A 16,343-nucleotide genomic window follows, 5' to 3' on the forward strand; every position below is an offset into this window, starting at 1 on the left:
CTCTGCCATGCCTCACAACCACTCTGCCTTCCGCTCCGCCGACGCGGCCGCCCTTGCTTACTTGCCCGCCATGCGGCGGTTTTTAACCGAGATTGGCATTCCAACCCAGGAAGCTGAGTTGACCACCGATACCTTTCTGCCCGGCATTCTTATTGAGAGCGGCGGCTTGCTCATCGACCCTGCCAAGCTGCTTTACCCCGGCGACATCCTGCACGAGGCAGGCCACCTGGCCGTGACGCCCGCCGCCGAGCGGGCCCGGCTGTCGGGCAACGTGATGGCCGGTAAGCCCGAGCAGGCCGGGACCGACGGCGATGAAATCGTGGCCATGCTCTGGTCGTACGCCGCCGCCCGGGCCATTGGCGTGCCGCCCGAAGTCGTGTTTCACTCCGCCGGCTACCGCGACAGCAGTGTTTGGATGCTGGAAAATTTCAGGCAGGGCATCTTCCCCGGCCTGCCCCTGCTGGTGTGGATGGACCTGACGACCACCGAGGACTTCCCGCGCATGACGCGCTGGCTACGCGCGTAGCCACCCGCTACACCCGCTGCATGGGCCACAGCTCCACGCTCACGGGGCCGCCCGCGTGCACCAGCGGCGCCCCGGCGGGCGTGGGCAGCCCGTGACTTTCCACCAGCGTCGACTCGTAGTGCAGCACCTGCGCCGCACTCAGCGGCCAGGGCTGGTGGGCCACCAGGCCCCGGTAGAGCTTGGTGTGGGCCTTGTTGCTGGCGTAGAGGCAGTAGCGCTCAGTAAGAAAAAAGGCCAGCGAGCCGGGCTCGGCCGGGGGCAGGGGCGCCCCGATTTTCCAGGTGGCGCGGAAGCTGGCGGCTGGCATGCGCCCCTGCGCGCGCCGGGCCGTGAACTGGCGCAGCTGCGGGCCGGGGCTGTCAAGGCGCATGGTGGCGCGCAGGTAGGGCAGGTGAAAAAAGGTGCGCGCCACCCACACGGCCAGCGGGCTGGTGGCATCGAGCGAGAAAAACCACACGCCCGGCACGCCGTCGAGGTGCACGTAGGTACGCACGTTCAGCTCCAGAAACTCGTCGGTGCCGGGCACGGGCGGCGTGACGCGGGTGCTCACCTTCGACATCTTGAAGGGCACCACCGCCAGCCAGGCCAAGCCGTCGTAGGTGTCGACGCGGAGGCGGGGCGGCAGCAGCGGCTGCAGCAGCGCCGCCGGCACCGGCCAGTGCATAAACAGCAGGTCGCTCCACTGCTGGCGCAGCAGGGGCGCGCCCAAGGGCCGCTCGCGCAAGGCCAGGCGAGCCGCCAGGGTGGGGGCGTTGGGGTTGGCAACGCCCGGGGGCGCAAATGCAAAATCGGCCATAAGTAGAAGCGTTGTTCTCCTACAACGGATTCAGGCCCCAAACGATTACGGCGCGCGGCGGTGCGCCGCCGTTAGTAGGTCGGAAACGTGGGGTCCACCTGTTCGGCCCAGGCCGCCACGCCGCCGCGCAGGTTCAGCACGTTGGTGCGGCCCAGGCGCTGGCGCAGGTAGCCCGCGGCCTGGCCCGAGCGCACGCCATGGTGGCAGATGACGACCACGGGGCCCGCCTCCCGAATTTCGGCGGTGCGGCGCGTGAACTCGCTCAAGGGCACGAGCTGGCTGCCGGGCAGGTGGCAGTAGTCGTATTCTTCGGGTTCGCGCACGTCGATGAGCTGCAGGTCGTGGCCGGCTTGCAGGCGGCGGTGCAGTTCGGCGGCGGTTATTTCCAGCGGGGCGCTTTCCATGGCAGGGCGTTAGAGGGCGCAAAAGTAGGGGAGGGGCTCTACCTTGCGGCCTCGCTTGTTTCTGTTCCGTGGCTGCACTGGTTTTGTTTGATGTTTTGACGGCGGTCCGGGTTGCCGTTCAGTCGTCCTCCCCGCTGGAGGTGGCGGCGGTGGTCACCGGGGCGGCCTGCGTGTGGCTGGCGGCCCGCAATTCCATCTGGAATTTCCCCGTGGGCATTGTCAACGGCATCCTTTACCTGGTGGTGTTCTGGCAAAGCCGGCTCTACTCCGACGCCGGCCTGCAGCTGGCGTTTATTGCCTTGCTGATATATGGGTGGGTGAAGTGGTTGCGCAAAGCCACGGGGCCGGAGCTACCCATCACGCGAACGCCCCGCCGGCTGGCGGCGTGGCTGGGCGTGGCGGGCGTGCTGTACGCGGGGGTAGCAGGCGTATTATTGGCGACGTACACCAACGCCGCGCTACCCTATTGGGATAGCACCACCACGGCCATCAGCCTAGTGGCCCAGCTGCTATTGTCGCGCCGCCACCTCGAAAACTGGCTGCTTTGGATAGGGGTCGACGTGGCTTACGTGGGCATGTACTGGCACCGCGACCTCTACCTCACCAGCGGCCTCTACGTGGTGTTTCTGGGGCTGGCGGCCTACGGCTACTGGCAGTGGCGGCGCGAGGTGGCCGCGGTGGTTACTCCTTCAGAAGGAAGCAGATAGTGAAAGAAAAAGGTAATTAAGTCGTGGCTTCCTGCAATCTTTGCCATGCCACACCGCTCGGAGACACCCGCGTTATCCACCCCTAACGACTCCGAGGCGTCGGCGCCTTCCCCATCCCCGCCGCCCTCTCCACCACCCCCCTTTGCTGCGCATTTCTTTAACTGGCCCCGAATCAACGGGCAAATCGACGTTGGCTGCCCAGCTGGCGGCGCACTACGGCACGTCCTTCGCCCCCGAATACGCCCGCGAATACCTGGCCGAAACCGGCCCGCACTACACCCTCGCCGACCTGGAGGAAATGGCCCGCGGCCAGCTGCAGGCCGAAGCCGACGCCATGCGCACGGCCCACCGCGTGGTGTTTTGCGACAGCGACCTGCTGGTGATAAAAATCTGGGCCGAGCACGCCTTCGGCACCTGCCCCGAGTGGATACTGCGCCAGATTGATGAGCAGCAGTACGATTTGGTGCTGCTTATGGGCGTCGACATGCCCTGGCAACCCGACCCCTTGCGCGAGCATCCCCACCTGCGCCAGCAGTTCTACGACCTATACCAGCGCGAATTGCGGGACCGCATGTCCAACTTTGCCGAAATTTCGGGGCCGCCCGCCCGCCGGTTTGCCCAGGCGCGCTTCCTCGTGGATGAGCTCCTGCACGCCGCCGAGCACCGGTTTTCATCGCCAGAAGTTTTGTTGCCCACTGCCGCCATGCCCACCTACACCCTGCGCACGCCGCACTGCCAAGCCGTGTTTGCCGCCCACGGCGCCGAGCTCACCAGCCTCGTCACCACCGCCCACCACCTGGAATACATCTGGCCCGGCGACCCCGCCGTGTGGGCCCGCCACGCGCCCGTGCTGTTTCCGCTGGTGGGCCGCCTGCCCAACGACGCTTACCACTACGAGGGCCGCGACTACAAGCTGCCCCAGCACGGCTTCGCCCGCGACCAGGAATTTGCGGTGCTGCGCCACAACGATACCGAGCTGGTGTTTCAACTGCGGCACGACGAGGCCACCCGGACGGTGTTTCCGTTTGCCTTTGAGCTCACCATCACCTACACCCTGCGCGACGCCCAGCTCACCGTGCGCTGGGACGTGCGCAACCCCGCCGAAAACCAGCCGCTGCTGTTTAGCATCGGCGCGCACCCGGCGGTGCGCTGCCCCCTGCTGCCTGATGAGTCTTTCGACGACTATTTCTTTCAGTTCGACCACCCCGTGACCCTGGAGCGCCACCTGCTCCGGGGCGGCCTGCTCACGGGCCAGACCGCGCCCGTGCTGAACGATGAGCAGGAACTGCCGCTCAGCTACGCGCTTTTCGCCGACGACGCCTTGGTGTTCAAGCACTACGACTTCACGAGCCTCACGCTGCGCTCGCGCAAGTCGGAGCGGTTCGTGCGCTTTCAGTTCGACGGCTTTCCCTACCTGGGCCTTTGGACCAAAGGGCCCGGCGCGGGCTTTGTGTGCGTGGAGCCCTGGCACGGCGTGGCCAGCCCCGACGGTGCCCCCGGCGAACTGCGCGACAAGGAAGGCATCCTGACCCTGGAGCCGGGCCAGGTGTTCACGGCCGCCTACACCATTGAGGTGGGCTAGTTCGACGACGAGTTTTTCCGGTTCCTGTTCCCATGCCCAGCGCCGTCTCCATTCGCCCCATTGCGCCCGCCGATACCTACGCCCTGCGGCACCAAGTGCTCTGGCCCGACAAGCCGCTGGAATACGTCAAACTTGCGGACGACCACGCCGGGCACCATTTCGGGGCCTTCCGGCGGGGCGAGCTGGTGGCCGTCATCTCCCTGTTTGTGACGGGGGCGGAGGCCCGTTTTCGCAAGTTTGCCACCCGCCCCGACTGCCAGCGGCAGGGCGTGGGCAGCGCCCTGCTGCGCCGCACGTTTACGGAAGCGCAGCGGCTGGGAGCCCAGCACATCTGGTGCGATGCCCGGCAGGACAGCGCCGCGTTTTACGCGCGCTTCGGTTTGCGGCCCGCAGGCGAAATTTTTTACAAAGGCCCCATCCCGTACGTGCGCATGGCCGGCCAGCTGCAGGAACTGGCCGGCCATGAAGCAGGCGGAAACCCGGCATAAGGACCACTACACGCCGATGCGGCGGCGGTTGTACTCGGGCTCCCAGTCGTTGATGGGGCGCGAGATGCCGGGCGGCAGGTCGAGGTCGGGCAGGCCGGGGTCGTGCGGTTCGCCGCCGTCGTCGTCGCCGTCGTGGGGCGGGGGCGGGGGCAGCACACGCCGCCGACGCGGCATGACCAGCACGAACAGGAAAAAGGCGCAAAAGGCGACGGCGTAGACGAGGCTGAACATGACAAAAACGACTTGAGCGGTGCGGAATCCTACAACGCAGGCGCGCGGCCCGGCGTTGCGCGGCCGACGTCCCTAAATTAACTGACAGTCAGTAAACGTCCGCGCTTCGGGCGTGCGGAACGAGAAAAAAAGATGGCGGGCGCCCCGGGTGTTACCTTTGCGGCATGTTTAGGGGTGCTGCGGTTGAGGTCAACCGCGGCTGAGATGATACCCATCGAACCTGAACCGGGTAATGCCGGCGCAGGGAACAAACAATCCGCGGACGTTTCCGCCGCCGCTCCGACCCCTGGGGCGACGGCGCGTTCCACTCATAGTCTTTTCCTTTTTTTGAAAACTGTACTGCTTGCGGGCGCCGCCCTAATGGGGCTGGCCACTGCCCCGGCGCGGGCCCAACAACCCCCCGCCTTGCCCGATACGAGCAAGGTGCGCCGCATTCTCACGCCCGAAGCGGTGGTGACGGCCACCCGCGCCACCGACAAAACCGGCACCGCCTACCAGAACGTGAGCCGCCAGGAACTGCAGGCCCGCAACTTCGGCCAGGACATTCCCTACCTGCTCGACCAGACGCCGAGCGTGGTCACGACCTCCGACGCGGGCACCGGCGTGGGCTACACCGGCATCCGCATTCGCGGCACCGACGGCACCCGCATCAACGTGACGCTGAATGGCGTGCCGGTGAACGAAGCTGAAAGCCACGGCGTGTTTTTTGTGGATTTGCCGGATTTGGCCTCGTCCACCCAAAGCATTCAGGTGCAGCGCGGGGCCGGGCCCAGCACCAACGGCGCGGGTGCCTTCGGGGCCAGCCTGAACGTGGAAACCCTCGGCCTGCGGCCCAAGGCCTACGCCGAAGTGAACAACTCGGCCGGCTCGTTTGGCACCTGGAAATCGACCATCATGGCCGGCACGGGGCTTATCAACGGCCATTTTACGGTGGACGCCCGGGCCTCGCGGGTGCAGAGCGACGGCTACGTCGACCGCGCCTCGTCGCGGCTGAAGTCGCTGTACCTGACCGGCACGTACTCCGACGACAAGACCCTGCTGCGCGCCCTCGTGCTCACCGGCTACGAAACCACCTACCAAAGCTGGTACGGCCTGGCCGACTCGCTGCTGCGCCGCAACCGCCGCTACAACGAGGCTGGCACCGACGCCGGCCAGCACCTGCCGGCCTATAAAAACCAGACCGACAACTACCAGCAGGACTACTACCAGTTCCTGATTTCGCGCCAGCTAACGCCCACCCTCAACCTGAGCGTGACGCCCTTCTGGACGCGGGGCGGCGGCTACTACGAGGAGTACAAGGCCAATCAGGAGTTTGAGAAGTACGGCATCAGCGGGCCGGTGTACCAGCTGGCGGCCGGCGGTGGGTTCGACACGCTGCGCACCACCGACGTCATCCGGCGGCGCTGGCTGAAAACCGACATGTACGGCGCCACCTTTGCCCTGCAGGCCCGGCCCGCGAGCGGGCGCATCACCGAGGCCACGCTGGGCGGGGCCGTGGTGGGCTACCGAGGCCAGCATTTTGACGAGCTGACCTGGGCGCAGCGCGGCGCCTTCATTCCCGAAACCGGCACGCGCTACAACGACGAGCCCAACGCCCACAAGCAGGACGTGAATGTGTACGGCCGCCTGAACCTGGACCTGACGAGCCAGCTGGCGGGCTTTGCCGACCTGCAATACCGCTTCGTGCGCTACGAGCTGTACGCGCCCGACGGCCGGCCCAACGGCGCCAAAAGCCAGCAGGCAACTCGCTTCAACTTCCTCAACCCCAAGTTTGGCCTTACCTATCAGCTGCGGCCCGCTACGCAGCTGTACGCCTCCTTCGCGCTGGCCCAGCGCGAGCCCACCCGCACCGACTACACCGACACGCCCGCCGAGCGCCGGCCCACCGCCGAGACGCTCTACAACTACGAGCTGGGCCTGCGCCGCGCCACCGAAAAAGTGCAGGCCAACCTGAACTTCTACTACATGTATTACCGCAACCAGCTGGTGCTGAGCGGCCGCCTCGACGACGTGGGCAACGCCATTCACACCAACGTGGCCGAGAGCTACCGCCGCGGCGTGGAAGGCCAGGTGACCTATAAGCCCGTGTCGGCCCTGAGCCTGACGGCCACGGCCACCGTCAGCCAGAACAAAATCAACAACTACACCGATTACCTGACCGATTACGACCAGGGCGGCGAAAAAGCCACCACGTTCTCCCAAACCAACATCGCGTTTTCGCCCGGCTTCACGGCCGCCTACACCGTGGAGTACGAAGCCCTGCCGGGCCTGAAGCTGGCCACGCTGGTGCGCTACGCCGGCCGCCAGTACCTCGACAACACCAGCACCGAAGCCCGCAGCATTGCCCCCTACTACGTGCAGGACGTGCGCTTGCGCTACCTCTGGCAGCCACAGAAATGGGGCTTCCGGGAAGTGGAGCTGGCCGTGCTGGTCAACAACATTTTTGCCACCGAGTACGTGAACAACGGCTACACTTACGGCTACGTGTACGGCGGGCAGACGCAGTACTTCAACTACTATTACCCGCAGGCCAAAACCAATTTCCTGGCCTCGCTCAATGTGCGGTTTTGATGTCTGAACCACGGATTCCTGCGGATTTTACGGATTGCGCGGACTTTGTAGACGAATGCTATAATTGCCCATCTGCAAAAAGGTCACTCTGATGAGTGGCCTTTTTTGTTGAGCTTCCGCTGCTTGCTGCCCGCTGCTCCTTGGCGCCGTCCACAAAATCCGCGCAATCCGTAAAATCCGCAGGAATCCGTGGTTCAGATAATCAACCGCACGCCGCCCAGCTCCGAAATCTGATACGGAAACCGGTCGCCGGGCGAGCCGATGAACATGAAGTTTTTGGGGATGTTCCACTGCTCGGAAAGCTCCTCAATCAGGGCCGGGCCGAAGGTGCCGTGCATGGTCACAAATTCGACCTCAATCTGCTCGTAGGCGCGGTCCAGCACCCGGATGTCGTTTAGTAGCTCCTCGGGGTATTTTTCGCCTTCCCTGAGCAGGGTCACGATGCGCAGGCGGTTGGTGAATTCGTTTTCTACCACGTAGGCCATCACTTTGTTGAGGTTCGAGACGTTGTCGCCCTTGGTGAAAAACACGAATTCCTGCTGGGCCAGCTCCTTCAGCTGCCGGCGCACCTTGAGGCGGGCCAGCCGCGCCACCCGCGGCAGGTGCCGGGCCAGCGACTCAGCTGCCGACAGCGCCAGGTTGAGAATGGCAATGCGGTTGAGCATGATGGACACCACGGCCATGGCCGGCAGGAAGTACTGCAGGAACACAATCAAGTATTCGGGGTGGATTTTGACGTTGCCGAACAAAGCCAGCAGCACGCCCAGCAACGCCAGTGTGACCGTGAGAATGCCCGCGTACACGGGCCGCGGCAGGTTGGGCCGCTTGCCCTTCAGCAGGAAGTTGCCCAGCGCAAAAAAGGCCATCACCGACAAGAACGAGATGGTGTAGACGCCCGCCAGCGGGCCCAGCTGCCCCTGCGTGATGAACAGCACCGACACGCACAACAGAAAGAACACCGACAGGATGAGGTAGTTGCTGCCGCGCTTGTTTTCTTTCAGGAAGAACTGCGGCAGGATGCGGTCCAGGGTCATGCGCTTCATCAGGCCGCTCACGCCCACGAAGGACGTGAGCACGGCCCCGCTCAGCACGGCCACCGCATTCACCGAAATGGCCATGCCCAGCCACGGTCCGCCCGTCACGGTGCCCAGGTGCGAGAGCAGCGTTTCGGTGTGCTGGCCCACCTCCGCCAGCGGCAGCACCGCAATGGCCAAGAAGGCAATGAGTGGGTTGAACACCGTGACCACCACCCACATGTTGCGCAGCGTTTTCTGAAACACGCCTTGGGCCTGCTCCTCCACAAAGTTGGCCGAGCTCTCGAAGCCCGAAATGCCCAGCATGGCCGCGCTAAACCCAAAAAACAGCGCGTTGAGGATGCTGCCGCCCTTCACCGGCACCTGGAAATTGAGCGCCAGGTTGTGCAGGCCGTGGGTGGCCAGGTACCAGCCCGCCACGCCCACCAGCAGCGTGAGCGAAACCAGGTGCGTGAGAAAGATGACGACCGCCACGATGGCCGACTCCGACATGCCCAGGATGGTGAGCAGCAAAAACAGCCCCAGCAGCCCCACCGTGGCCCACAAAATGGGCAGCCCTTCCCACAGCGTGTGCAGGTAGTGCATGGCCTCGTTGGCCGAAAGCACGGCCGTGGCCATGTACGACAAGATGGTGAGGCAGGCGGCCAGCGCGGCGTTGCGCTTGCTGGTGGTGTTCAGCAGCACGTTGTAGGCGCCGCCATTCAGCGGCAGGGCACCCACCACCTCGCCGTAAATTTTACGGAACAGAAACAGCACCGCGCCCACCACCAGCAGGGCCAGCCAAGCGTACTGCCCGGCGTAGGAAATGGCCAGCGCCGATACGTAGAGGCACGATGAGGAAATGTCGTTGCCGCAAATGGCGGTGGCTTCCAGCTCGTTGAGTTTTTGGTGGGAAGGGACAGGTAGTGAGCTCGGCATAGTGGCAAGGTAGGACAAGCGCTTTTACGGCGAAGACTTTAGAGAGGACCATTTGAGATGCTGAAACGCAAGGTTTTGCCGATGGCGATTTCTTGATAATATATCCAATTATATACATGCCCTGCAATAACAACTGAGCGCAATGATGATAAAGTCAATATTTTTCAGACTGTTAGCTGTGCTGGTTTCCCTGACTGCCAACGCCCAAGGCGTGGGCATCGGCACGGCCGGCGCCCCCGATGCATCGGCGGCGTTTGAGGTTAAGAGCACTACCAAGGGGGGGCTTCTTCCGCGCGTCACCTCGGCGCAGCGCGCGGCCATTGCCAACCCCGTGACCGGACTGATGGTGTTTCAGACCAACTTTGGGCGGGGGGTCTACTATTTCGACGGCAACGTCTGGCGCAACCTGACCACCGGCGACCTCGCCGCCACCACGGCCACCGTCACCACCCTGGCCGGCAGCACGGTCGGCTACCTCGACGCCACCGGCACCGCTGCCCGGTTCAACAGCCCCACCGGCGTGGCCTGCGACGGCGTCAATGCGTTCGTGGCCGACCAAAGCAACCACCGCATCCGCCAAGTTGTGCTGGCCACGGGCGTGGTCACCACCCTGGCCGGCAACAGCACGTTCGGTTTCGCCGACGGCGTGGGCACGGCCGCCCGGTTCTTCCTGCCCTATGGCGTGGCCTGCGCCGGCGGCAACGTGTACGTGGTCGACGGCCAGCGCGTCCGGTTGGTGAGGTAAAGGCAGGCGGCAAGAACGGTACGGGGTGATGCAGACTGCTTCACGTCAGGGGAAATGGCTGGTGGGCCCCGACGTGCCCGGCGCGAGCCGAACCGCGCCTCGGTCCCGGCTGTTACCTTTGCGGCCATACTCCCACCCAATTCCCACCACCCCACTTTTCCGCTTATGTCCTCGCAAGCCGACGTACTCTCTCCCGAAGCCAAAGCCCACACCGCCCAGAAAGGCAGCACCAACGCCAACGGCTTCACCGACTATTTCGACCTCGACGGCCTGCTGACCGAGGAGCACCTGCTCATTCGCCAGAGCATCCGCGACTTCGTGAAAAAGGAGATTTCGCCCAACATCGAAAAGTGGGCACAGGACGCGCACTTCCCCTCCGAAATCGTGCGCAAATTCGGCGACGTGGGCGCGTTCGGCCCCACCATTCCGCAGGAGTACGGCGGCGGCGGCCTCGACTACATCAGCTACGGCCTCATCATGCAGGAAATTGAGCGCGGCGACTCCGGCATGCGCTCCACCGCCTCGGTGCAGGGCTCGCTGGTGATGTTCCCCATCTACGCCTACGGCTCCGAAGAGCAACGCAAAAAATACCTGCCCAAGCTCGCCAGCGGTGAGTGGCTGGGCTGCTTCGGCCTCACCGAGCCCGACCACGGCTCGAACCCCGGCGGCATGACCACGAACATCAAGGACATGGGCGACCATTACCTGCTGAACGGCGCCAAGCTCTGGATTTCGAACTCGCCCGAGTGCCAGGTGGCCGTGGTGTGGGCCAAAAACGAGCAGGGCCGCATCAAAGGCGTCATCGTGGAGCGCGGCATGGCAGGCTTCAGCACCCCCGAAATCCACAACAAGTGGAGCCTGCGCGCCAGCACCACCGGCGAGCTGGTGTTTGAGGACGTGAAAATCCCGAAAGAAAACATCCTGCCCAATATCGACGGCCTGAAAGGCCCCCTGTCCTGCCTCGATTCGGCCCGCTTCGGCATCGCCTGGGGCGCCATCGGCGCGGCCATCGACTGCTACGAGTCGGCCCTGAAATACTCGCTGCAGCGCGAGCAGTTCGGCAAGCCCATCGCCAGCTACCAGCTCCAGCAGAAGAAACTGGCCGAGATGATTACCGAAATCACCAAGGCCCAGCTCATGGCCTGGCGCCTGGGCGTGCTCAAAAACGAAGGCAAAGCCACCAGCGCCCAAATCTCAATGGCCAAGCGCAACTCCGTCGACATGGCCCTGCACGTGGCCCGCGAGGCGCGCCAGATTCACGGCGGCATGGGCATCACGGGCGAGTACCCCATCATGCGCCACATGATGAACCTCGAGTCGGTGATTACCTACGAGGGCACGCACGACATCCACCTGCTCATCACGGGCGCCGACATCACCGGCATTCAGGCATTCAAGTAAGCTGCCCATATCCTGAGTTACACAAGAGCCGCTCCAGGTATGGGGCGGCTCTTGTGGCAACAATGGGCGACTCCAATCAGCGTTTTTCCAGCAAGTAAGTGGTCTCGTTGATGACGCCCTGGAAACTATTGCCCTGCGTCACGCTGATTACGCGCCAGCCTTGGGCAGTGAGTTGGTTGATTTTGGCCAGTTCAGCCCTGTGTAAATCGACAAAGCCGGCCACGGCATTCTTGCGATTCAGAAGTTTGGTATCTACTTCTTGGGTTTGCTGCTCCCCATCGGACTGCACCACCGTAACGGCGGCCGTGTAGGAAGCCAGGCCCGAAGTGCGGCCGGTGCCAATGACCATCATGTAACCCGCCGAATCGGCGGGGGCTTTCGGGTAAAAGGCCCACGAGCCAGCCACGGCCAGCGCCAGCGCGGCGGGGAGAAACATTCTTTTCATGCGGTTTGAAGGAGTGAAGTGTGAAATGGGCGCGCAACTTACTGAAACTTTATGCTTGCAATGTCGAAGTTGCATAAAACCAAAACCCGCTGCCAGCGCCGTAATTTGGCCCCATGATGAAAATCGTGACCGACTCCGAACCCCTTGTGCTGCTCGAGTGCCTCGTGGCCGGCACCTCGCACCGCCCCAATCTGGAGAAATACGAGCCGAAGCTGCAGGTAGGGCAGGCCCTGCTGCTCACCCGCGAGCCCGATAACCACTACGACGACTGGGCCGTGCAAGTGCACACCGCCCCCGCCGACTCGGCCGACAACGTGTGGCTGGGCTACCTGCCCGAGGGCCGCAACGAAACCGTGGCCCGCCTGCTCGACGCCGGCAAGAACCTCTCGGCCCGCCTCAACCACAAATCCTGGGAAACCGACTGGCTGCACCTCGACATTGAAGTGCTGCTGCACGAGTAGTCGGCGATTGAAACCGTCTGTCATCCTGAGCGCAGCGAAGGACCTTATCACGTCAGCCAAAATCGTTTGGATGAGGCAAGGTCCTTCGCTGCGCTCAGGATGATAGCCAAATATTTACTTCCCCACGGAGCTTTTTCGCTGCCAATTCAGTTACTCATGCGCTTAGCAAGCACTGACCAATCATTTTAGCAATATCAATATGCGCGAAGCCTTTCTCACCGGCGGAACCGACGGATTCGATGCCACCGATAAGGACATCGACAAAGCCCTCCGGCCGCTCAGTTTTGATGACTTCACGGGCCAGGACAAGATTCTGGAAAACCTGAAAGTCTTCGTGGCGGCCGCCAAGCAGCGCGGCGACGCCCTCGACCACGTGCTGCTGCACGGCCCTCCCGGCCTGGGCAAAACCACGCTGTCGCACATCATTGCCAACGAGCTGGGCTCGGGCATCAAGATGACCAGCGGCCCGGTGCTCGACAAGCCCTCCGACCTGGCCGGCCTGCTCACCAACCTGGAGCCGCACGACGTGCTGTTCATCGACGAAATCCACCGCCTCAACCCCGTGGTGGAAGAGTACCTGTACTCGGCGATGGAGGACTACCGCATCGACATCATGCTCGACTCGGGCCCCAACGCCCGCTCGGTGCAGATTTCGCTGTCGCCTTTCACCCTCGTAGGCGCCACCACGCGCTCGGGCATGCTCACGGCGCCGCTGCGGGCCCGCTTCGGCATCTCGGCCCGCCTGGAGTACTACGATTCCAAGCTGCTGACCACCATCGTGCAGCGCTCGGCCGAGATTCTGGGCACGCCCATTCACGAGGACGCGGCTTTCGAAATTGCCCGCCGCTCGCGCGGCACGCCCCGCATTGCCAACAACCTGCTGCGCCGCACCCGCGACTTCGCCCAAATCAAGGGCGACGGCACCATTACGGTCGAAATCGCGCAGTTTGCCCTCAACGCCCTCGACGTGGACGCCCGCGGCCTCGACGACATGGACAAGCGCATTCTCACCACCATCATCGACAAGTTCAAGGGTGGCCCGGTGGGTATCAGCACCATCGCCACGGCCTGCGGCGAGGAAGGCGAAACCATCGAGGAAGTGTACGAGCCCTTCCTCATTCAGGAAGGCTACATCAAGCGCACCTCGCGCGGCCGTGAGGCCACCGAGGCCGCGTACCAGCACCTCGGCCGCCTGTTGCCCAACCACCTGCGTGGCAACAACGGCGTGAGCTTATTTGATGAGATAACCTCGTGATTTATTGTTGACCACACGACAACGCACCGCCAATCGGCGGTGCGTTTTTGTTTACCGATTCTAGCCATGCACACGTTTACCGCGCCGCTGGAAATAATTGGCGTAAACCCTTTCGTGCAGGTGCCCGAAGAACTATTGGCCGACATTTTTGCCCAAGCAGGGCGCAGCAAAGGTCCGATACGAGTGCACGGCACCGTGAACGGCCAGCCCTACCAGCAAACGCTGGTGCGCTACGCCGGCCTTTGGCGTTTGTATATCAACCTGCTGATGCTGGCCAACTCGCCCCGACGCGTTGGGGAGGTGCTGGCCGTTGCCATTGAGTACAACCCGGAAGCCGCACCGGTGCTGTCCTGCCCGGCCTTCGAGCAGGCGCTGGCCGAAACTCCCGAGGCCCGGGAGGTGTTTGCCCGCCTGTCGCCCTCGCGGCAACACGAAATAGTGCGCTACCTGGCCCGATTGAAAAACGAGGACACCCTGGCGCGCAACTTGGCGCGCGCCGTCGGATTTTTGCTGGGCAAAAACCGGTTTGTCGGCCGCGACCGGCCTTAACAGTTAACCCCGCTACACATGCTTCCCCAGTCGCAATGGGCCCCGTTTATCAAGCGCCGCGCGGCGGAGCTGGGCTTCATGGCCTGTGGCATTTCGAAGGCCGAATTTCTGGAGGAAGAAGCGCCGCGGCTCGAAACCTGGCTCACGCGCCGCATGAACGGCAAGATGGGCTACATGGAAAATCACTTTGACAAGCGCCTCGACCCGCGCCTGCTGGTAGACGGCGCCCAATCGGTGATTTCGCTGCTGCTCAATTACTACCCCGCGCCTGAGACCCAACAGCCCGACGACACGCTCAAAATCAGCAAATACGCCTACGGCCGCGACTATCACTTCGTCATCAAAGACAAGCTGAAGACGCTGCTGGCCGACATGGAAGCCGAAATCGGGCAGATTGGTGGGCGCTGCTTCGTCGACTCCGCGCCGGTGCTGGACAAGGCCTGGGCCAAGAAATCCGGCCTCGGCTGGGTGGGCAAAAACTCGAACCTGATAACGCCCGGCACGGGCTCGTTCTACTTCATCGCCGAGCTGATTGTGGACGTGGAGCTGCCCGCCGACGGCCCCATCCGCGACTTCTGCGGCACCTGCACCAAGTGCCTCGACGCCTGCCCCACGCAGGCCATCACCGAGCCCTACGTGGTGGACGGCAGCAAGTGCATCAGCTACTTCACCATCGAACTCAAGGACCAGATTCCAACCGAGGTGGCCGGCCAGTTCGGTAACTGGGTGTTTGGGTGCGACATCTGCCAAGACGTGTGCCCCTGGAACCGCTTCTCGACACCGCACAACGAGCCACAGTTCAACCCCGCGCCCGGCCTGAAAGACCTGACGCCCGGCGACTGGCGCGAGATTACCCACGAATTGTTTACGGAGCTGTTCCGCCAGTCGGCCGTGAAGCGTACGGGCTACGAGGGGCTGAAGCGCAACATTCGGTTCGTGACCGGGGACTAACCCAACGCCACCACCGGCGAAGTGCCTTGAGGATTGCCGAATACCTTTTTTAACACTCGCCGGTACACACGTGCAAACTGCTGGTAACACCACGCCCGAAAATCGGTGAGCTCGGCGGGCACCAGCATCTTGATGGCTTTGCGCAGCTCTTTCTCGAACAGCGCTTTGCTGAAACTGACTTTGAGCAGAATCATTTTCACGTAGTCTAGCATAGCATCAAAGAATACGGGGAGGGGAAAGGGTGGAGGGGCCTTGAGCTCCCGGGAAGAGCTTGACAGCCACCTGATAAGAAAGATACAACATGATGGCGGCGCAGCGCAAGAGAGGCAAGAGGCGCAGCCAGACCCGGGTGCCCCAATACGCAAAAAGAGCAGCCTGGGCCGCTCTTTTTCCGGACAATGCCAAAATTATGTATCGTTCTATATTACCTTACTTAGTAGAATAAATTGAGCGCAGCCTGCGCTACGGTAGTGCTTGCGGGCTCGTCAAATGCCTCTGCTGTAGAAGCTTCGCTCACGAAAGTGAGGCGTAATACGCTCAGCAGGCTAGCAAAGGGCACCAGGGCGCCGGCTTGTTGCTCTTGCGCAAGATTGTCTTCGCCACCGGTAGCGGCCGTGGCCAGCACCTGGGCCGCTGCCGGCCGCGCAATGGCGGCATCGGTGGCGCTGGGCCAGCTTTTCACGGCCACGCCGCGGTTGCGGCGCAGGGTGCGCACGTGGGCCGAGTGTTCGGCCTCCACGGCCGCTATGCTCAGGGCCGCTTTGTAGAGCTTGGGGTCGTAAGAAATGTTGAAAACTTGGCTCCGGTAGATACGGGCGCTCAGGTCTTCGAGCTGCTGCGCCAGGGCAAGGAAGTCGTCGTAGACCGTGAGCACGTTGGGGAACAGCACGGGGTTGCCGGATGCGTTGCGCTGGCCGCTAAAGTCGAAGGTGGGCATGGCGGGCATGACGGCGCCACTGTCCTGCAGGGCTTGCGTGAACAGGGCCACGTGCTGGTTCTGATGGCGCAGGATGCGCTGGAAGTCGGGAACCTGTGCCGCCGGAATCAGGCTGGGATTGGCCAGCGCCCGGGTGTAGAACGCCGACACCAGCCGCTCGAGCAGCAGGAGCTGGGTCAGGGCATCGAGGGAAGTGTCTTTGGTTTCGGCGGCGGCGGGCAGGGCAGCGCCCAGGCCCAGGGGCAGCGCGGCCACGGCGGCCCGGCCCAATTGCTGAAACAAGGCCCGACGCGGCGCTGCGGCGGAGGGGGCAGCCGCTACGTGGTCAAGAAAGGACATCAG

The 16,343-nt window shown here is 63.3% G+C and carries 18 protein-coding genes and 1 riboswitch; of the genes, 11 read left to right on the forward strand and 7 right to left on the reverse strand.

The annotated features are described in order from the left end of the window. The first annotated feature begins 7 nt into the window (after positions 1–7). On the forward strand, positions 8–526 hold the full coding sequence (locus tag JAO73_RS08125; RefSeq protein ID WP_233168891.1) for a hypothetical protein: 519 nt from the start codon (positions 8–10) through the stop codon (positions 524–526). 7 nt (positions 527–533) lie between these two features. On the opposite strand, the gene JAO73_RS08130 is transcribed toward JAO73_RS08125, so the two are convergent. Both JAO73_RS08130 and JAO73_RS08135 read right to left on the reverse strand, forming a co-directional pair. Then, the gene (locus JAO73_RS08130) at positions 534–1,322 is read right to left on the reverse strand and encodes a YqjF family protein (protein WP_198976580.1); all 789 of its coding nucleotides are present in this window, start codon (positions 1,320–1,322) and stop codon (positions 534–536) included. A 71-nt stretch (positions 1,323–1,393) separates the two neighbouring features. Next, a complete protein-coding gene (locus tag JAO73_RS08135; RefSeq protein WP_198976581.1) occupies positions 1,394–1,726 on the reverse strand; it encodes a rhodanese-like domain-containing protein in 333 nt (110 codons plus the stop codon). Positions 1,727–1,794: 68 nt separating this feature from the next. Between JAO73_RS08135 and pnuC the strand changes: the two genes are divergently transcribed. From pnuC to JAO73_RS08150, 3 genes are all read left to right on the forward strand, one after another. Further along, the gene (gene pnuC, locus JAO73_RS08140) at positions 1,795–2,433 is read left to right on the forward strand and encodes a nicotinamide riboside transporter PnuC (protein ID WP_198976582.1); all 639 of its coding nucleotides are present in this window, start codon (positions 1,795–1,797) and stop codon (positions 2,431–2,433) included. Between the two features lie 142 nt (positions 2,434–2,575). Continuing rightward, complete coding sequence (locus JAO73_RS08145; protein WP_198976583.1) at positions 2,576–4,015, forward strand: aldose epimerase family protein; 1,440 nt, start codon at positions 2,576–2,578, stop codon at positions 4,013–4,015. A 32-nt stretch (positions 4,016–4,047) separates the two neighbouring features. Continuing rightward, the gene (locus tag JAO73_RS08150) at positions 4,048–4,503 is read left to right on the forward strand and encodes a GNAT family N-acetyltransferase (protein ID WP_198976584.1); all 456 of its coding nucleotides are present in this window, start codon (positions 4,048–4,050) and stop codon (positions 4,501–4,503) included. A 6-nt stretch (positions 4,504–4,509) separates the two neighbouring features. Here the strand turns inward: JAO73_RS08150 and JAO73_RS08155 are convergent, their stop codons facing one another. Then, the gene (locus JAO73_RS08155; protein WP_190925985.1) at positions 4,510–4,734 is read right to left on the reverse strand and encodes a hypothetical protein; all 225 of its coding nucleotides are present in this window, start codon (positions 4,732–4,734) and stop codon (positions 4,510–4,512) included. 160 nt (positions 4,735–4,894) lie between these two features. Further along, a riboswitch (TPP riboswitch) is annotated at positions 4,895–5,000 on the forward strand. A 61-nt stretch (positions 5,001–5,061) separates the two neighbouring features. On the opposite strand from JAO73_RS08155, the gene JAO73_RS08160 reads away from it, so the two are divergent. Beyond that, a complete protein-coding gene (locus JAO73_RS08160) occupies positions 5,062–7,305 on the forward strand; it encodes a TonB-dependent receptor (RefSeq protein WP_198976585.1) in 2,244 nt (747 codons plus the stop codon). Between the two features lie 194 nt (positions 7,306–7,499). On the opposite strand, the gene JAO73_RS08165 is transcribed toward JAO73_RS08160, so the two are convergent. Further along, a complete protein-coding gene (locus tag JAO73_RS08165) occupies positions 7,500–9,257 on the reverse strand; it encodes an APC family permease (RefSeq protein WP_198976586.1) in 1,758 nt (585 codons plus the stop codon). Positions 9,258–9,435: 178 nt separating this feature from the next. Between JAO73_RS08165 and JAO73_RS08170 the strand changes: the two genes are divergently transcribed. After that, positions 9,436–10,002, forward strand: coding sequence for a phage tail-like protein (locus JAO73_RS08170; protein WP_198976587.1), 567 nt, complete (start codon positions 9,436–9,438; stop codon positions 10,000–10,002). A 165-nt stretch (positions 10,003–10,167) separates the two neighbouring features. Next, complete coding sequence (locus JAO73_RS08175; RefSeq protein WP_233168896.1) at positions 10,168–11,403, forward strand: acyl-CoA dehydrogenase family protein; 1,236 nt, start codon at positions 10,168–10,170, stop codon at positions 11,401–11,403. Positions 11,404–11,479: 76 nt separating this feature from the next. On the opposite strand, the gene JAO73_RS08180 is transcribed toward JAO73_RS08175, so the two are convergent. Next, positions 11,480–11,848 carry a hypothetical protein gene (locus JAO73_RS08180; protein ID WP_198976588.1) on the reverse strand — a complete coding sequence of 123 codons (369 nt, stop codon included), beginning with the start codon at positions 11,846–11,848 and terminating at the stop codon, positions 11,480–11,482. Between the two features lie 113 nt (positions 11,849–11,961). Here JAO73_RS08180 and JAO73_RS08185 point away from each other — a divergent pair, with 113 nt between their 5' ends. The 4 genes from JAO73_RS08185 (at position 11,962) to queG (ending at position 15,064) form a co-directional block, all read left to right on the forward strand. Next, a complete protein-coding gene (locus JAO73_RS08185; protein ID WP_198976589.1) occupies positions 11,962–12,309 on the forward strand; it encodes an HIRAN domain-containing protein in 348 nt (115 codons plus the stop codon). 199 nt (positions 12,310–12,508) lie between these two features. Next, the gene (ruvB, locus tag JAO73_RS08190; RefSeq protein ID WP_198976590.1) at positions 12,509–13,564 is read left to right on the forward strand and encodes a Holliday junction branch migration DNA helicase RuvB; all 1,056 of its coding nucleotides are present in this window, start codon (positions 12,509–12,511) and stop codon (positions 13,562–13,564) included. Between the two features lie 66 nt (positions 13,565–13,630). Beyond that, on the forward strand, positions 13,631–14,113 hold the full coding sequence (locus tag JAO73_RS08195; protein WP_198976591.1) for a YdeI/OmpD-associated family protein: 483 nt from the start codon (positions 13,631–13,633) through the stop codon (positions 14,111–14,113). 18 nt (positions 14,114–14,131) lie between these two features. Beyond that, entirely contained in the window at positions 14,132–15,064 is a 933-nt protein-coding gene (gene queG, locus JAO73_RS08200; RefSeq protein ID WP_198976592.1) for a tRNA epoxyqueuosine(34) reductase QueG, read from the forward strand. Here the strand turns inward: queG and JAO73_RS08205 are convergent. After that, complete coding sequence (locus JAO73_RS08205) at positions 15,061–15,276, reverse strand: hypothetical protein (RefSeq protein ID WP_198976593.1); 216 nt, start codon at positions 15,274–15,276, stop codon at positions 15,061–15,063. The two genes, queG and JAO73_RS08205, sit on opposite strands and share 4 nt — an antisense overlap. Positions 15,277–15,497: 221 nt before the next feature. Continuing rightward, positions 15,498–16,340: a ferritin-like domain-containing protein gene (locus JAO73_RS08210; RefSeq protein ID WP_198976594.1), complete on the reverse strand. Its 843-nt coding sequence runs from the start codon at positions 16,338–16,340 to the stop codon at positions 15,498–15,500. Between the last annotated feature and the right edge of the window lie 3 nt (positions 16,341–16,343).

The sequence above is a fragment of the Hymenobacter miniatus genome (genome assembly GCF_016427455.1).
In the GTDB taxonomy this organism is placed as follows: Bacteria; Bacteroidota; Bacteroidia; order Cytophagales; family Hymenobacteraceae; genus Hymenobacter; species Hymenobacter armeniacus.

Bases quoted from the DNA above. Each gene is read 5' to 3' on its own strand.
- JAO73_RS08125 (WP_233168891.1), top strand. From the start codon at position 8: ATGCCTCACAACCACTCTGCCTTCCGCTCCGCCGACGCGGCCGCCCTT.
- JAO73_RS08130 (WP_198976580.1), bottom strand. From the start codon at position 1,322: ATGGCCGATTTTGCATTTGCGCCCCCGGGCGTTGCCAACCCCAACGCC.
- JAO73_RS08135 (WP_198976581.1), bottom strand. From the start codon at position 1,726: ATGGAAAGCGCCCCGCTGGAAATAACCGCCGCCGAACTGCACCGCCGC.
- JAO73_RS08150 (WP_198976584.1), top strand. From the start codon at position 4,048: ATGCCCAGCGCCGTCTCCATTCGCCCCATTGCGCCCGCCGATACCTAC.
- JAO73_RS08155 (WP_190925985.1), bottom strand. From the start codon at position 4,734: ATGTTCAGCCTCGTCTACGCCGTCGCCTTTTGCGCCTTTTTCCTGTTC.
- JAO73_RS08165 (WP_198976586.1), bottom strand. From the start codon at position 9,257: ATGCCGAGCTCACTACCTGTCCCTTCCCACCAAAAACTCAACGAGCTG.
- JAO73_RS08175 (WP_233168896.1), top strand. From the start codon at position 10,168: ATGTCCTCGCAAGCCGACGTACTCTCTCCCGAAGCCAAAGCCCACACC.
- JAO73_RS08180 (WP_198976588.1), bottom strand. From the start codon at position 11,848: ATGAAAAGAATGTTTCTCCCCGCCGCGCTGGCGCTGGCCGTGGCTGGC.
- JAO73_RS08185 (WP_198976589.1), top strand. From the start codon at position 11,962: ATGATGAAAATCGTGACCGACTCCGAACCCCTTGTGCTGCTCGAGTGC.
- ruvB (WP_198976590.1), top strand. From the start codon at position 12,509: ATGCGCGAAGCCTTTCTCACCGGCGGAACCGACGGATTCGATGCCACC.
- JAO73_RS08195 (WP_198976591.1), top strand. From the start codon at position 13,631: ATGCACACGTTTACCGCGCCGCTGGAAATAATTGGCGTAAACCCTTTC.
- queG (WP_198976592.1), top strand. From the start codon at position 14,132: ATGCTTCCCCAGTCGCAATGGGCCCCGTTTATCAAGCGCCGCGCGGCG.
- JAO73_RS08205 (WP_198976593.1), bottom strand. From the start codon at position 15,276: ATGCTAGACTACGTGAAAATGATTCTGCTCAAAGTCAGTTTCAGCAAA.
- JAO73_RS08210 (WP_198976594.1), bottom strand. From the start codon at position 16,340: ATGTCCTTTCTTGACCACGTAGCGGCTGCCCCCTCCGCCGCAGCGCCG.